Below are 13,660 nucleotides of genomic sequence, written 5' to 3' on the forward strand. Positions count from 1 at the left end.
GTCGTTGCGCAACCCTCCGGTTGCATTCGTCTCCCGCTTTGTGCAATTCTTTGGTTGCACTAGCTGGACGAGCTCCGGACCGTGTACCAGCCGCGGCGCTTAGGCCCCCGATGCAAGTCGGGGTGCACCTCTCCGCCGTCATCGGTCCTGGTCACGTCGTCATGCCCTTTTCACTCCGACGGAAAGAACATTCCTATGCCCGGTCGCACCATGCCCGCCGCAATCAGCAGTCGACAGCGACTCATTCTGGCCATCCTGCTCGGCGCGGGATTCCTGTTGTCCGTCGACTTCTCAATCCTGAATGTCGCGCTTCCTGAGGTTGGGGCCGGCGTCGGATTGTCAATCGGCCAGCTGCCGTGGATCGCATCCGCCTACGCGCTGCCGGCGGCCGGGTTCACGCTGCTGTTCGGCCGGCTGGCGGACATCTTCGGCCGCCGACTCCTCTTCATGATGGGGATGATCGTCCTGATCGGCGCATCGATCCTCGGCGGTTCCGCCTCCACTCCGGAGGTGCTCCTCACCGCAAGGGCGCTGCAGGGATTCGCAACCGCGATGACCATTCCCGCTGCGATGTCGTTGATCACCACATCATTCGCGGAGGGCCCACTCCGCGCGCGCGTCCTCGGACTCAACGGGGCGCTGCTCTCCGCAGGCTTCACGGTTGGGGCGCTCGTCGGCGGCGCGCTGGTCAGCGTGCTGAGCTGGCGCGCCTCCTTCTTCATCAACGTGCCGGTCGCAGGGGCGATCCTTCTTCTGACCCCGTTCTTCATCAAGGAGAGCACCATGCCGGCCCGCGTGAAGCTGGACCTGCCGGGGGCCATCACAGTGACCGGCGGACTCCTGGCCCTGGTCTACGCGATCATCGAGCGGAGCCTTCCGGTTGGAGCCGTCGGTATGGTCCTCCTCGCCGGGTTCTGGCTCATCGAACTGCGGTCCCCCGCCCCGCTGGCACCGGTGTGGATCCTCAGGCGACCGACGGTGAAGTGGGGCAACTACGCCGGATTCGTGGTGTTCACCATGGAGACCGCGATGATTTTCTTGATGACCCTGTATCTGCAGGAGGTGCTGGCCCTCTCGCCGCTCGCGACAGGTCTGATCTTCGGCATACCCGGGTTGGCAGCAACGGCGGCCGGGGTGCTCGCCGGCCGCCTCATCGGCAGATACGGAAGTCGCAAGGTCCTGGTGGGCGGCCTGCTCGTCCAGGCCATCGCGACCTTGCCGCTCGTCTTCCTCAGCGCTGACCGGACGGCACTCGCCGTACTGATCCCCGCCTTGTTCGTCGGGTTCTTCGGACACGTGACGGCCATCGTGGCCTACACGGTGACCGCGACCTCCGGCCTGCCGGACGGTGAACAGGGGCTCGCCACCGGACTCGCCTCCATGACTCAACAGGTGGCGATCACGGTCGGCATCCCGATCCTCGGGGCGGTGGCGGCGACCCAGATCGAGCAGATGTCCGGCATCCGCCTCGCCCTGGGGGTCAACGTCGCGGTGACCCTCGCGAGCGTCCTCCTGATCTGGCTCGGATTGCGTCCACGCAGCGGAGCGCTCCGGGCAGAACCGGTCGGTTCCGTTTCCCGGCCCATGCAGTGACCGGAGCGCGCCAACGAGCGCGTTCGCCATGCAGACACAGCGGCACGAGTGGCCCGGTCCGGGGCTGTGACCTCGCCCTGAAGCTCAGGCGTCGCGTCCGGCAGCGATGTCGGCGGCGAAGTCGAGCAGCACCGATGCCACGGCATCCGGAGCCGTCAGCTGCACGTAGTGTCCGCCCGCGATCTCGACCGGCTCGATGCCGAGCCGGTCACGGATCTGCCGCCGCATGAACGGCGCCGGGAAGAACCGGTCGTCCGTTGCGAGAATCGCTCTCGTGGCAACCGTCGGGTGGCGATCGCCGGGCCAGACCCTCGACATCCACTCGCCCCGCTGATCGCGCTCGCGCGCGTTGGCCTCCTTCACCAGCGACTCCGGCACACCCTCGAAGAACGACACCGCAGGATCCTGGTCGATCGACTCCAGGTCATGGCCCGTCGCCGACCACCAGTCCACGAACGACTCATCGGGCAGCGGGATCATCCCCGCGAGGTAGACCAGGCCGACCGCCCGCACCGCATCGCAGACGAGCGGTGCGGTGAACCCGCCGAGCGAGTGACCGACAACGATCACGTCCTGCCGGTCACCGATCGCCGCCGTCACCACGCGGACGTAGTCATCGAGCCCATTCCCGGCGTCCTCGATCGGCAGGTCGACCGCGACCACGTGGGGACCGGCTCGCTCGAGCGGCGGAACGACGAGGTGCCAGTCCCACGCGGTCGATCCGCCCCCGTGGATCAGTGCGAAGGTCGCCATATCCGCCTCGTCGTCTCGTTGTGCAGGGCACCGTCGTGGGGCGGATTCATCGCCGGTTCTTGATTTGGTAGCGCAGGAGCACCACGCCGCTCTCGAATCCCGTGGCTTCGAGCAGCTCCAGGTCACGCCGATCCTCGAAGATTCGCGTCCCGCCGCCGCGCGTCGTCGGGCACACCAGCATCCGCACCTCGTCGACGACGCCGGCGTCCAGCAGTGAGTGCATGAGCGTCAGACTCCCCCACAGCCACACGTCCTTGCCGCTCTGCGCCTTGAGCTCCCGGACGGTGGCGGCCGGGTCGCGCGTCACGGTCGCGGCGGGAAAGCTCCCCCACGGGGCGTTCTCCAGCTTCGACGAGGCGACGAACTTGGCGAGGGTGTTCAGCTTCTGGCCGTACTCCCCCTGCTCCTCGGCGTGCGGCCAGTAGTCCTTCGACTGGGCATAGGTGTTCGCGCCGAGGATCATCGTGTCGACCGTGTCGATGAACCCCATCAGGCTCGCCTTGAACGCGCTGGTGTCGGTCTCCGAGAAAGGCTCCCCGGACACGAAACTCAGGCCGCCGTCCTCCTCCGCGGCGATGTTATCGACCGTGACCCACTGCTGAACGATGAGTTTCCGCATGGTGTTCTCCATCTCCCGAGGCATCAGCGCTGCTGAGCCTCGTGTGCCATCTGCTCCAGGAACCCGGGCAGTCTGCCGGCGCCGAAATCGAAGAACTTCGCCCATGCCGGGGTGATCGTGATGCGCACCATCTGCTCGTAGAGCTGTGCGCACGCCGCTTCGAATGCGGGCACCTGTTCCGGAGCCATCACCTTCCGGGCACCGTCGATGTACTCCTCGGGCACACCGTCGACGGTTTCGAGCAGCGCTGTGCCGCGGATCAGGACGGCTTTGGAGTCCATCGGCGTGGAACCCTCATCGATCGAGACCGCGACCTGTGGCCGCTGGGCGAGGGCCCGCGCCTTCGGTGAGGTCGTGGCGGTGCAGATCACGAGCGCTCTCCCGTTCCAGAGATACCCGATCGGGATGACGCGGGGTGTGCCGTCGGCACCGTTGTACCCGAGCCTCAGCAGCGGGGCCTCCCTCAGCATCCGCTGAGCTTCGGGGTGGTCGAGTTCGTCGGCGGCCGTGGTCATGTGCTTCATTGTCTCCGGATTGTTTCTCGAGCGTGTGAACGACTGCCAGCGAAACGCTAGGTCGATGCCGGGGCGCGCACCAGGTGCCGGAAGTCACCCGAGTCCGTTCCGCTCAGCGCCTCTCGTTGGGAGGAGTCGCCAGAATTCCGGACTCCAGAGCCTTCAGCACCGCCTTGATCCGATCGTTGACGCCGAGCTTGAGCAGCACGCTGGACATGCGGTTCTTCACCGTGCCCTCGGCCAGATGCAGCCCCTGGGCGATCTGACGGTTCGACCATCCGCTCGCGGCGAGCCGCAGTACGTCGAGTTCGCCGCCGGTCAGCGCCTTCGGATGAGGTGTCACATCGGCGGCTGGGCGGGCGAACGCGCGCAGCAACCGCTCGGTGACCGCCGGCTGCAGCAGGGACCCGCCGGCGGCGAGTGTCCGGATCCCGCCGAGCAGCTGCTCCAGGGTCACGTCCTTCAGCAGGTACCCCTTCGCGCCCGCCTGCAGGGCCCCAAGGACGAGCTCGTCATCATCGAACGTGGTCAGCACGAGCACCGGGGCCACGATTCCTCGCTCACGCATCGAGTGCAGCGTCGCGATGCCGTCACGGCCGGGCATGCGCAGGTCGAGCAGGACGACATCCGCCTCCTGCCCGGCCAAGAACTCCAGCGCTTCGTCGCCGTCAGCGCATTCACCGACCACCTCGACCTCGGCACTCAGTGCGAGCAGGCTCCGGATCCCTTCCCGGACGAGATTCTGATCATCGACGAGCAGAACCCGGATCGGCGTGCTCATGGCGCCGTGGTCACGCTTCGCCGAGCGGTCGTTCCGTGCTCGGTCGCGGGGATGCTGCCGACGATGCTGAATCCGGCACCGGCCTGTGACCGCACTTCGAGGGTGCCGCCCGCAGTCTCAAACCGTTCGGCCATCCCGGTCAATCCGTTTCCCCGGGTGACCCGGGCGGAGCCGGTTCCGTCGTCCGTGATCGTGACGCGGATGCCGCGGGTGTCCGCGTCGATGAGGATGTCAAGGCGGCGGGCGTCCGAATGTCTCATGCAGTTCGTGATCGCCTCCTGGACGCACCGCATGACGATGACCGCATGCTCCGCAGAGATCGGCACACTCTCCCGCACCCGAACGCTGACCTGCACCGAAGCGATGTCGTCTGCGAGGGAACGAAGCGCCGCCTCGATCGACACAGGCGCTTCCCTCATTTCGCTGACCGCGGCGCGTACGCTGCCGAGGAGTTCTCTGGCGATCGCGGTGGCCTTGTTGACGTGTTCGCGCCCCGGATCATCGCGCACGATATGCGAGAGCACCTCCAGCTCAAGGGAGAGCGCAGTGAGGTGGTGTCCGGCAAGGTCGTGCAGATCCCGCGATATGCGCAGCCGCTCCGCCTCCCTGCTGGTCATTTCGAGCAGCGCCGCGGTCGACCGCAGTTCCGCGTGGGCCACCGCCAGTTCTGATCGGGCATCCGCCTCGCCTCGCGCCGCGAACATCACCAGCGCGCCGAACACCTGGAAGTTCCCGTACGCGAAGAGGCCCATCAGAACGTCGGCGAGTGGCCATCCGGCTGAGGCGAACACGATCCCGACCGTCGCCGTCTGCGCCGCCGCAACGACGACGACGGTGCGCAGGCGCCAGAAGAAGGACATCGTCGCAGCCGTCACGACGAAGAGCAGCGCGTTCCATCCCTGCTCCGGGTAGAACCCGACGAGCGCCACTGCAAGACCGATCAGCACGACAAGGAGCGCGTTCACCTGAACGCGGCGGGGCCGGGGCAGGATGCCGTGAATCAACATCAGTGTGACGATGAACAGCAGAAACGCCGACCACCACACCCAGGGCATGGCGGGACCGCCGAAGTCCGTGAGTGTCGACTCGAGCAGCACGATGACGGCCGGGATGTCCGCGCACGCGATGCTCGCCCAGGCGAGTTTCCGCTGCGTCGTCCAACGCGACTTTCTCACCGAAGCCATAGCCGAAGCCTAGGGAACAGCACGCAGAAAGGGACGTGCCAGAAGTCACCGCACGCTGGTCCTCCGCCGCAGCGCACGCCCGCAGCGCGAAGCCGGATTTCCCGGAAGGCAGACCCGCTGACCCCCGGCCGTCGTTCCGGGTGCCGATAGTCACGGCCTGAGCCGATGACTTCCGGCACGCGCGCTCTCGCGCGCGGTATTGAAAGGCTTGGCGGGCACCGCACACGACACGGCGTCACGAGCGGACCCGCCCCGACGATCTTCTGCGATACGGCGGGACGCGGTGCGCGATCGCCGTCCATCGCCTCTGACCCACCGCACGCGCCGCAAGAAACGAGAGACCCGCAGCATGACCGTCAGCACGTCAGAGATCACTCCTGCCGCCCGAGCCGGCAGGAAAGAGTGGCTTGGACTGGCCACCCTCGCCCTTCCCACCGTCCTGCTCTCGATCGACATCGGTGTGCTGTACCTCGCCCTTCCCGTGCTGAGCCGTGACCTCGGCGCCGACAGCGTCGAGCAGCTGTGGATCCTCGACGTCTACTCCTTCGTGCTCGCCGGGTTCCTCGTGACGATGGGGACGCTGGGAGACCGCATCGGCCGCAAGAAGCTCCTCCTCATCGGCGCGGCTGCCTTCGGACTGGCGTCGATGATCGCCGCGTTTTCCGCCTCCCCTGAAGCGCTCATCGCAACCCGTGCACTCATGGGAATCGCCGGCGCCACGCTGCTGCCGTCGACGATGGCACTCATCCGGAACATGTTCCCGGACCCCGTGCAGATGGGAACGGCGATCGGCATCTGGTTCAGCTGCTTCATGGGTGGAATGCTCGTCGGCCCCGTCATCGGCGGGCTGCTCCTCGAACACTTCTGGTGGGGCTCGGTCTTCCTGCTCGGCGTTCCAGTGATGGTACTGGTGCTGGTGCTCGGCCCCCGCCTTCTTCCCGAATACCGCGATCCATCCGCTGGGCGCCTCGATATCGCGAGCGTCGCGTTGTCGCTGGGGGCGATCCTGCCGGCGATCTACGGCATCAAGGAGGTCTCGCGGCACGGGTGGCAGGCGCTCCCCGTGACCGCGATCATCGTCGGCGTGGTCGCCGGTGCAGTGTTCGTTCGTCGTCAGCGACGCCTCGCCGACCCGCTCCTCGATCTGGAGCTGTTCCGGAACCGGCAGTTCACGGGAGCGATCTCGGTGATGTTCTTCGGCGGCATCGTCATGGCAGGCGTCTCCCTGCTCGCGGCGATCTATCTCCAGTCGGTGCTCGGACTGTCGCCCATCACCGCCGGACTCCTGCTTGTTCCAGAGAACGTCGCGATGCTGGCCGGCTTCTCGATCGCTCCCGCGGTGGCACGGCGGGTCGGAACCACAGCGACGATCACGGGCGGGCTGGCGATCTGCGCGGCGGGCTTCATCCCCCTCGCCTTTCTCGACACGACCGACGCCCTCTTGCTCATCCTCGGTGTCACCGCAGCCGCATTCGGCCTGTCGGCGCCGATGGCGCTGGGCATGACGGTGGTGCTGTCCGCGACACCGCCGCAGAAGGCGGGATCCGCGGCGTCGGTGAACGAGACGAGCAGCGAGTTCGGAATGGCCCTCGGCATCGCGACTCTGGGCACCCTCGCGAGCATCGTCTACCGCGCCAGTCTCACCGACGAGCTGCCCTGGGCGGCGACCACCGACGCGCTGCTCGGCCTGCCGAACGCGATCACGGTGGCGGAGCGCCTCGGCGGCACTGCCGGCGCGGAGCTGCTGGACGCGGCCCGGAGCGCATTCACCTCGGGAATACACGTCGTCGCCTTGGTCTCCGTCGCCGTCTTCACCGTCCTCGCGGCCCTCTCGCCGCTGCTGCTCCGCGTTGAGAAGACCGAGCGGTGATGACCGTGGTCGCCAACAGAGTCCTTCGATCCCACCGGCCTCGGGGGCACGTCACGTGGTTGGAGTAGCCGCACTCATCGTGCTCGTGGTGGCGGTTATCGTCGCCACCGCCGTCGAGGTGTCACGAGACGGCCTGCGTCGCATCCCAGACCGCGCGACCCAACACCGCTTCGCCCTCCGCTCGAGGGTTGGCCCGGCACCCGGAACCGACGAACCCGACGGAACGACTCGTCTATGACCGATCAACAACGAGAGAAAAGGAACCCCATGACTCCGACCAGCACCGGCATGCTCATCAACTTGGAGGTCGATGACGTCGATGCCGTCCATGACGGGCGTGCTGCCGCCGAGCAGTTCGCCGAAGCCGCGCTCAGCGAAGCGCAGTGAGGCGGGCCGCGATGCGTGACACCACCACCGCGACGGTCCCCCTCAGCGGCGGCCGTATCTGGTTCCTGGCCGACGCATTGGTCACCGGCGCCAACGCCATCGCATACCTGGCCCTGGGGCACATCCTGCCCGGGCTGCTGGGGGCGACGTCCACGCTCTTCTTCACGGCCGGGCTCCTCCTCGCCGTCGTCACCGTCGGGCTGCTCATCGCCGCGCGTTCACTGAAGCGGCCGATGTTCCTGCCAACGCTGCTCGCCACCATCAACGCGGTCTGGGCAGCGGCCTCGTTGTTCATCGCCGCTGCGAACCCGTTCGGACTGACCGTCGTCGGTGTCGTCTGGACCGTCGCCCAAGGCGTCGTCGTGCTGGCGTTCGCGATTCTGCAGTTCCGCGCCCTGAAGCGAAGCGCTGACGCGCTGGGCGGCCACGGTCGAGCACGGCAAGCTCGATCTCACGGATGACGCAAAGGGAGAACCGTGACGACTGGACGTGTGCTTGCTTGCGGGGGCGTGGATCTCTGTGTGGAGACCTTCGGGGCCGCGTCCGACCCGGTGGTGATCCTCGTCGCCGGCGGAGGTCAGTCGATGGTCTGGTGGGAGAGGGAGTTCTGCACCCGGCTCGCCACCGGCCGCCACGTCATCCGGTACGACCACCGTGACACCGGCCGCTCCACGAGCTCACCGGCCGGTCAGCCGTCGTACGGTCCGGCGGACCTGGCCAGCGACCCGGTGCGGATTCTCGACGCCATCGGCGTGGAGACCGCCCACGTGGTGGGCTTGTCGATGGGCGGCGGCATCGCGCAGACGCTCGGCCTGCTGCGCCCGGATCGCGTCCGCACGCTGACCCTGATATCCACCAGTCCGGAGGGACCTGGCTCCGAAGGCCTGCCCCCGCCGGAACCCCGGGTCGCTGCGACGTTCACTGATCCACAGCCGGAACCGGACTGGACCGACCGCGATGCGGTGATCGCCTACCGGGTCGACGCGGAACGCCCGTACGCCGGCACGCTTCCCTTCGACGAGCGGCGCATCCGTCGCAACGCGGTGCTGGAGGTCGACAGAACCCGCGACATGGCCGCGTCGATGACCAACCACTTCGTCGTGGGCGATCACTGGCCGCTCGGCGCCCGCCTCGAGACGATCACGGCGCCCACCCTCGTGATGCACGGCACCGCGGACCCTCTCCTGCCGCTGCCGCACGGAGCGGCCCTGGCTCGGGCGATCCCGGGTGCGCAGTTCGTGCCCCTGGAAGGCATGGGGCACGAGCAGCCGCCTCCGCCACTGTGGAACACGACGCTCGCGGCCATCCTGCACCACACCGATTCCGACGCACGCCGCCGCGACGGGGCCTGGTGAGAATGACCGTCCTCGACGTCCTCGACGTCCTCGTGGTCGTCGCCGTTCCCCTCATGGGGTTGGCCGGCGGTACGTTCTGGGCCTTCTCCACCGGCGTCATGCCAGGGCTCCGCCGCACGGACGATGACACCTTCGTCACGGTCATGCGCTCGATCAACCGAGCCGTGCTCAATCCGTTGTTCTTGGTGCCGATATTCCTCTCGCCGCTGCTGCTCGCCTGGGCCGCCTTTCTTGAGCTCGGCGGCCCGAGGGGCCTGCTGCTGCTGTCCGCCGCGCTCGTGTACTTCGTCGGCGCCGTGGTGGTGACCCTCGTGGGGAACGTGCCGCTCAACAACGCGCTCGACGGCTCGGTGTCGGCCTCGAAGGACGCCCGGGCCGCGTTCGAGCGCCGCTGGAACATCCTCAACGGCATCCGCTCGGGCGCCTCGGTGGCCGCGATCACGTTGGCGATCGCTGCGCTGACCCACGGTCCGGGAACCTCCTGAGCCGAACGAGTGACCACCGGCACCTTCACGCGAGCGTGGCCGTCCGTAGTGTCGCAGTGTCATCGGCCGATCGATCACATCCAAGGGGAAGCACCATGACCGCTACCTACACGTTCGACGTCTTCTCCAGTCTGGATGGCTTCGGCTCCTACAACGCCGACGGCGACTGGGGCGGCTACTGGGGCAAGCAGGGACCCGAGTTCCTGGAGCGCCGCCTGGCGCAGTACAGCGAGAAGCAGCGGATGATCGTCGGAGCCAACACGTTCCGGCAGTTCCTCGAGAATTTGGGCTCGACCGCCGCGTCCGACCTGGATCCCGTGAACGCCGGCATGCAGAATCTGCCCACAACGGTGGTCTCAACGACCCTCGAAGAGCCCCTCGACTGGCCGGACGTGACCGTCGCCAGAGGTGACGCCGTCGAGGTCGTCGCCCGGCTCAAGGATGCATCCAAGGTGCCGCTGCGCTCCCACGGCAGCCTGTCGATGAACCGGGCGCTGATGGCCGCCGGCCTCGTGGACCGTGTCCAGCTGACGATCTTCCCCGTGATCACCGGAACAACCGGGACCGAGCCGGTCTTCGCAGGCGCGGCCGACTTCGACCTCGAACTGATGGAGCACAGAACGTTCGACGGCAACATTCAGGAGCTCATCTACCGACCGACACCGCATTCGTGAGCTCCACCCGGCGCTGCGTCGCATGTCTCGACCGATCTCTGGAGTCACGATGAACACACCCACGAAGTCCCCCTCTCTCACCATCACCGCGATGCGGACCGTGGTGCTCGGCGGCACCGGCAAGACCGGCAGCCGTGTCGTCGAACGGTTGCGCACCGCGGGCGCCCCGGTGCGCGCGGTGGGGCGGAGCACCGCAATCCCCTTCGACTGGGCCGACCGGTCGACCTGGCAGGCGGCCGTCGCCGGTGCCCGCGCCGCGTACGTCGCCTACTCCCCCGACCTGGCGGTTCCCGGCTCGACCGACGACATCGCCGAGCTGCTTGGTCAGCTGGAGGGCGCAGGCGTCGAGCACGTCACGCTCCTCTCCGGGCGCGGGGAGCCGGAGGCGCTGGATGCCGAGCGGGTGGTGCGCGGATCCGGACTGTCCTGGTCGGTCGTGCGGGCCTCGTGGTTCTTCCAGAACTTCACCGAGAGTTACCTCCGCCAGCCCATCCTCGATGGAGTCCTGTACCTGCCCGCTGGCGACACGGCGGAGCCCTTCATCGACGCGGACGACATCGCGGAGGTCGCCGCAGCCACACTCCTCGACGAGCGCCATGCGGGGCGCGTCTACGAGGTGACCGGCCCGGAGCTGCTCACGTTCGGACAGGTCGCCGAGCAGCTGTCGGTCGCGCTCGGCCGACCGGTGACGTACGTGCCGGTCTCATACGAGGAGTACGCGCGAGCCGCTCGAGCCGATGGGGTGCCCGAGGAGGTCGTGTGGCTGCTCGACTACCTGTTCCGCGTCGTGCTCGACGGCCGGAACGAGTCGCTGACGGATGGGGTGCAGCGGGCGCTCGGACGCGCGCCCCGCCTCTTCGGCGACTTCGCGGCCGAACACGCGGCCGCGGGGACGTGGAGCTGATCTCCGTGCCCCGGCTCCCGGCGATGCGTTCTCGCACCAGACGAAGGAGAATCCTCACCCATGGAATCGCACATCGACACGATCACCCTCGCTGTGGCCGACCTCGATCGAGCGCTCGCGTTCTACCGGGACGGACTGGGTCTTCCCACGAGCGGGATCATCGGCGAAGAGTTCCCCGGCAGTGACACCGCACCGGCCGGCCGTGCCGCCATGTTCCAGCTCGGCAACGGCGTCATCCTGTCGCTCTATCCTGCGGCAGAACTCGCGAAGGACGCCGGGCTGAGCCCGTCGGATGTCGCCGGGCACGGGTTCTCCATCGGTCACACCGTGTCGACTTCTCAGGAGGTCGACGACCTGCTTGCCGCCGCCGAAGCCGCCGGTGGTCGTGTCGTCGGCGACGTGGGTGAGCGACCATGGGGAATCTACTCCGGCTACTTCATCGACCCGGACGGCCACCTCTGGGAGATCGTGCACTTCCTCCGAACGCCCGCCTGAATCGGCCGGAACGACGCTGTAGCGGACCTCGTCCTCCGGGCGGTGTCAGGTCGCGACCACGGCATACCGCTCGTCCTCGATCGGGCGGCCCCACAGGTCCTCCGACGAGAGAACGTGCGACCGCGCGCTCATGCCGAGCGCGTCCAGGTACTCGAGTGTCGCCGAGGAAGGGAGACCGGCACCGGTGGACCATCGGCCCTCGACGAGGACGAGCCGACCACCCGGGCGCAGCAACGACCTCCATCTGCTGAGCGCTTCGGGTGGGTTGCGCATCGCCCACAGTACGTGGCGGGATAGCACCACGTCGTATGAGCCCGGTTCCAGTGCCGGCTCGTTGGCATCGCCCTTGATGATCCGGACTCCCGACAGGCCCTTCGTCTTCTTCCGGGCGCGGGAGAGCATCTCCTCCGACAGCTCGAGCCCGTCGACGATGTGACCCTGCTCTGCAAGCAGATGCGTCAACGTGCCGGTGCCGCATCCCATATCCGCTACCCGCGCAGGCGCGGCGGGAAGCAATCCGCTCAGGAGCGCGATCCACGCTGACCGCAGGCTCGGCTGCGTCAGCCCGTGGTCTGGCTCCCCGTCGAAGGCCGCGGCTTCAGCGTCCCAGTCGGTGGTGTCCGTCACGATGTGGTCCCCTCCCGAAGGAACTGGCCGATGAGGAGCCCGACGCGCTGCTTGCGCGCGCCGGCTGGGACTACCCGAAGTGCGAACAATCTCAAGCAGCGAGCGGTCGGCTGCGGTCCGCGAGCAGCCACACCGCGAGGCCGCCGAGAACCGTTCCCATCATGTACCTCTGGATGTCGACCCAGCGCGGTCGGGCAGCCAGCATCCCATGGAGTGCGCCGGCGAACAGAACGATGGCCGCGTTCACGGTGAGCGCGATAGCGACCTGGGTCGCCCCCAGCACGAGGCTCTGCGCGGCAACCGATCCCCGCTCGGTGTCGATGAACTGGGGAAGGATGGACACGTAGAGGATTGCGATCTTCGGATTCAGAAGGTTCGTGACGAGACCCATCAGAAACAGACGTGCGGGACGGTCGACCGGCAGTTCACCGCCCAGCGACTTGCGGATGCCGGCGGGCCGTGGCCGGATCGCCTGCCACGCAAGGTAGAGGAGATACGCGGCGCCAAGGATCTTCAGAGCCGTGTATGCAGCGGGCACGGCGACGAACACGGCAGCCAGTCCCGCCGCGGCTGCCAGCAAGTACACCAGGAAACCGGTTCCCACGCCTGCGAGGGATATGAGACCGGCCCGCCGGCCCTGCGTTATCGACCTGGACAACAGGTAGACCATGTTCGGACCGGGGGTCAGAACGAGCGTCAATGCCACGAGAGCTACGCCGAGAACGGCCGAGCCTGAGACCACGTTCCTCTCTCACCTCCCTCTCGGAGCCGATGCTGCGGTGCTCGGACCATGCCGTCCCAGCCTCGCTCTGACCGCCGCGCGTCAACGTGAGCGAAGCGGACCCGGCTCGAGCTTTACAGAGCCGGTGGATGACCGGTAGGAACCCAGGTGCGATTGGCTTTCCACTGCGGGCCGTTGGCAGTTATTCGAGGCGAGGGCCCAAAGCGACGCGGTCGGCTCAGCCCCTCACCCCTCGTGACTGCGGTCGTACGCGTTGCGGGCATGCGCGATCGCGTCCTGATGGGTCTCCGTCCATGCCACCAGTGGCTGAATGGTCTGCCGCAGCGACCGGCCCATCTCCGTGAGCGTGTACTCGACATGCGGCGGGGAGACCGGGTACACGTGACGCGTCAGCAGGCCGTCCCGCTCGAGTTGGCGGAGCGTGATCGTCAGCATCCGCTGGCTGACCCCGTCGATCAGCCGCATGAGCTGCCCGAAACGCAGCGAGCGGCCGTCGAGCAGGCTGATGACCAGCAGGGACCACTTGTCGGCGATCCGGTCGAGGATCTGTCTGACCTCACAGTCGGCCCGTGTGTCCCACTGGTGCGCTGAGTCCCACGGCTCGGTATATGTGGGGTAACTAGGGGATTCCAAAGTGCCTACTTTCCTCACTCGACAGCCTGCCGCAGGATGGCCT

At 67.5% G+C, this 13,660-nt stretch carries 16 protein-coding genes; 8 read left to right on the top strand and 8 right to left on the bottom strand.

Annotated features, from left to right (window positions below; all coding sequences use genetic code 11):
* The first annotated feature begins 210 nt into the window (after positions 1–210).
* Positions 211–1,593, top strand: a complete 1,383-nt coding sequence (locus tag ACFFGH_RS25695; RefSeq protein ID WP_386673672.1) for an MFS transporter — start codon at positions 211–213, stop codon at positions 1,591–1,593.
* 84 nt (positions 1,594–1,677) lie between these two features.
* Here the strand turns inward: ACFFGH_RS25695 and ACFFGH_RS25700 are convergent, their stop codons facing one another.
* The 5 genes from ACFFGH_RS25700 to ACFFGH_RS25720 form a co-directional block, all read right to left on the bottom strand.
* Positions 1,678–2,346 carry an alpha/beta fold hydrolase gene (locus tag ACFFGH_RS25700; RefSeq protein WP_386673674.1) on the bottom strand — a complete coding sequence of 223 codons (669 nt, stop codon included), beginning with the start codon at positions 2,344–2,346 and terminating at the stop codon, positions 1,678–1,680.
* 46 nt (positions 2,347–2,392) lie between these two features.
* Positions 2,393–2,965, bottom strand: a complete 573-nt coding sequence (locus ACFFGH_RS25705; protein ID WP_386673676.1) for a dihydrofolate reductase family protein — start codon at positions 2,963–2,965, stop codon at positions 2,393–2,395.
* A gap of 23 nt (positions 2,966–2,988) precedes the next feature.
* Complete coding sequence (locus tag ACFFGH_RS25710; protein ID WP_386673678.1) at positions 2,989–3,480, bottom strand: pyridoxamine 5'-phosphate oxidase family protein; 492 nt, start codon at positions 3,478–3,480, stop codon at positions 2,989–2,991.
* Positions 3,481–3,592: 112 nt separating this feature from the next.
* Complete coding sequence (locus ACFFGH_RS25715; protein ID WP_386673680.1) at positions 3,593–4,261, bottom strand: response regulator; 669 nt, start codon at positions 4,259–4,261, stop codon at positions 3,593–3,595.
* A complete protein-coding gene (locus tag ACFFGH_RS25720) occupies positions 4,258–5,445 on the bottom strand; it encodes a sensor histidine kinase (RefSeq protein ID WP_386673682.1) in 1,188 nt (395 codons plus the stop codon). Before ACFFGH_RS25720 ends, ACFFGH_RS25715 begins: the two co-directional genes overlap by 4 nt.
* Positions 5,446–5,794: 349 nt before the next feature.
* Between ACFFGH_RS25720 and ACFFGH_RS25725 the strand changes: the two genes are divergently transcribed.
* The 7 genes from ACFFGH_RS25725 (at position 5,795) to ACFFGH_RS25755 (ending at position 11,615) form a co-directional block, all read left to right on the top strand.
* Entirely contained in the window at positions 5,795–7,315 is a 1,521-nt protein-coding gene (locus ACFFGH_RS25725; RefSeq protein ID WP_386673684.1) for an MFS transporter, read from the top strand.
* Between the two features lie 398 nt (positions 7,316–7,713).
* Positions 7,714–8,163, top strand: coding sequence for a hypothetical protein (locus ACFFGH_RS25730; RefSeq protein WP_386673686.1), 450 nt, complete (start codon positions 7,714–7,716; stop codon positions 8,161–8,163).
* A 60-nt stretch (positions 8,164–8,223) separates the two neighbouring features.
* Positions 8,224–9,057: an alpha/beta fold hydrolase gene (locus tag ACFFGH_RS25735; protein ID WP_386673688.1), complete on the top strand. Its 834-nt coding sequence runs from the start codon at positions 8,224–8,226 to the stop codon at positions 9,055–9,057.
* A 2-nt stretch (positions 9,058–9,059) separates the two neighbouring features.
* Positions 9,060–9,542, top strand: a complete 483-nt coding sequence (locus ACFFGH_RS25740; protein ID WP_386673690.1) for an anthrone oxygenase family protein — start codon at positions 9,060–9,062, stop codon at positions 9,540–9,542.
* Positions 9,543–9,637: 95 nt separating this feature from the next.
* Positions 9,638–10,216: a dihydrofolate reductase family protein gene (locus tag ACFFGH_RS25745; protein ID WP_386673692.1), complete on the top strand. Its 579-nt coding sequence runs from the start codon at positions 9,638–9,640 to the stop codon at positions 10,214–10,216.
* Between the two features lie 49 nt (positions 10,217–10,265).
* Positions 10,266–11,120 carry an NmrA family NAD(P)-binding protein gene (locus tag ACFFGH_RS25750; protein WP_386673694.1) on the top strand — a complete coding sequence of 285 codons (855 nt, stop codon included), beginning with the start codon at positions 10,266–10,268 and terminating at the stop codon, positions 11,118–11,120.
* Positions 11,121–11,180: 60 nt separating this feature from the next.
* Entirely contained in the window at positions 11,181–11,615 is a 435-nt protein-coding gene (locus tag ACFFGH_RS25755) for a VOC family protein (RefSeq protein WP_386673696.1), read from the top strand.
* A gap of 45 nt (positions 11,616–11,660) precedes the next feature.
* Here ACFFGH_RS25755 and ACFFGH_RS25760 read toward each other — a convergent pair whose 3' ends face one another.
* The 3 genes from ACFFGH_RS25760 to ACFFGH_RS25770 all read right to left on the bottom strand — a co-directional run bounded on the left by ACFFGH_RS25760 (position 11,661) and on the right by ACFFGH_RS25770 (position 13,617).
* Complete coding sequence (locus ACFFGH_RS25760) at positions 11,661–12,242, bottom strand: class I SAM-dependent methyltransferase (RefSeq protein WP_386673698.1); 582 nt, start codon at positions 12,240–12,242, stop codon at positions 11,661–11,663.
* Between the two features lie 91 nt (positions 12,243–12,333).
* Positions 12,334–12,984 carry a LysE family translocator gene (locus ACFFGH_RS25765; RefSeq protein ID WP_386673700.1) on the bottom strand — a complete coding sequence of 217 codons (651 nt, stop codon included), beginning with the start codon at positions 12,982–12,984 and terminating at the stop codon, positions 12,334–12,336.
* 225 nt (positions 12,985–13,209) lie between these two features.
* Complete coding sequence (locus tag ACFFGH_RS25770) at positions 13,210–13,617, bottom strand: winged helix-turn-helix transcriptional regulator (protein WP_386673702.1); 408 nt, start codon at positions 13,615–13,617, stop codon at positions 13,210–13,212.
* Positions 13,618–13,660: the final 43 nt, after the last annotated feature.

The sequence above is a fragment of the Lysobacter korlensis genome, assembly GCF_042434515.1.

Bases quoted from the DNA above. Each gene is read 5' to 3' on its own strand.
- ACFFGH_RS25695 (WP_386673672.1), top strand. From the start codon at position 211: ATGCCCGCCGCAATCAGCAGTCGACAGCGACTCATTCTGGCCATCCTG.
- ACFFGH_RS25755 (WP_386673696.1), top strand. From the start codon at position 11,181: ATGGAATCGCACATCGACACGATCACCCTCGCTGTGGCCGACCTCGAT.
- ACFFGH_RS25745 (WP_386673692.1), top strand. From the start codon at position 9,638: ATGACCGCTACCTACACGTTCGACGTCTTCTCCAGTCTGGATGGCTTC.
- ACFFGH_RS25720 (WP_386673682.1), bottom strand. From the start codon at position 5,445: ATGGCTTCGGTGAGAAAGTCGCGTTGGACGACGCAGCGGAAACTCGCC.
- ACFFGH_RS25700 (WP_386673674.1), bottom strand. From the start codon at position 2,346: ATGGCGACCTTCGCACTGATCCACGGGGGCGGATCGACCGCGTGGGAC.
- ACFFGH_RS25730 (WP_386673686.1), top strand. From the start codon at position 7,714: ATGCGTGACACCACCACCGCGACGGTCCCCCTCAGCGGCGGCCGTATC.
- ACFFGH_RS25725 (WP_386673684.1), top strand. From the start codon at position 5,795: ATGACCGTCAGCACGTCAGAGATCACTCCTGCCGCCCGAGCCGGCAGG.
- ACFFGH_RS25750 (WP_386673694.1), top strand. From the start codon at position 10,266: ATGAACACACCCACGAAGTCCCCCTCTCTCACCATCACCGCGATGCGG.
- ACFFGH_RS25710 (WP_386673678.1), bottom strand. From the start codon at position 3,480: ATGACCACGGCCGCCGACGAACTCGACCACCCCGAAGCTCAGCGGATG.
- ACFFGH_RS25715 (WP_386673680.1), bottom strand. From the start codon at position 4,261: ATGAGCACGCCGATCCGGGTTCTGCTCGTCGATGATCAGAATCTCGTC.
- ACFFGH_RS25740 (WP_386673690.1), top strand. From the start codon at position 9,060: ATGACCGTCCTCGACGTCCTCGACGTCCTCGTGGTCGTCGCCGTTCCC.
- ACFFGH_RS25705 (WP_386673676.1), bottom strand. From the start codon at position 2,965: ATGCGGAAACTCATCGTTCAGCAGTGGGTCACGGTCGATAACATCGCC.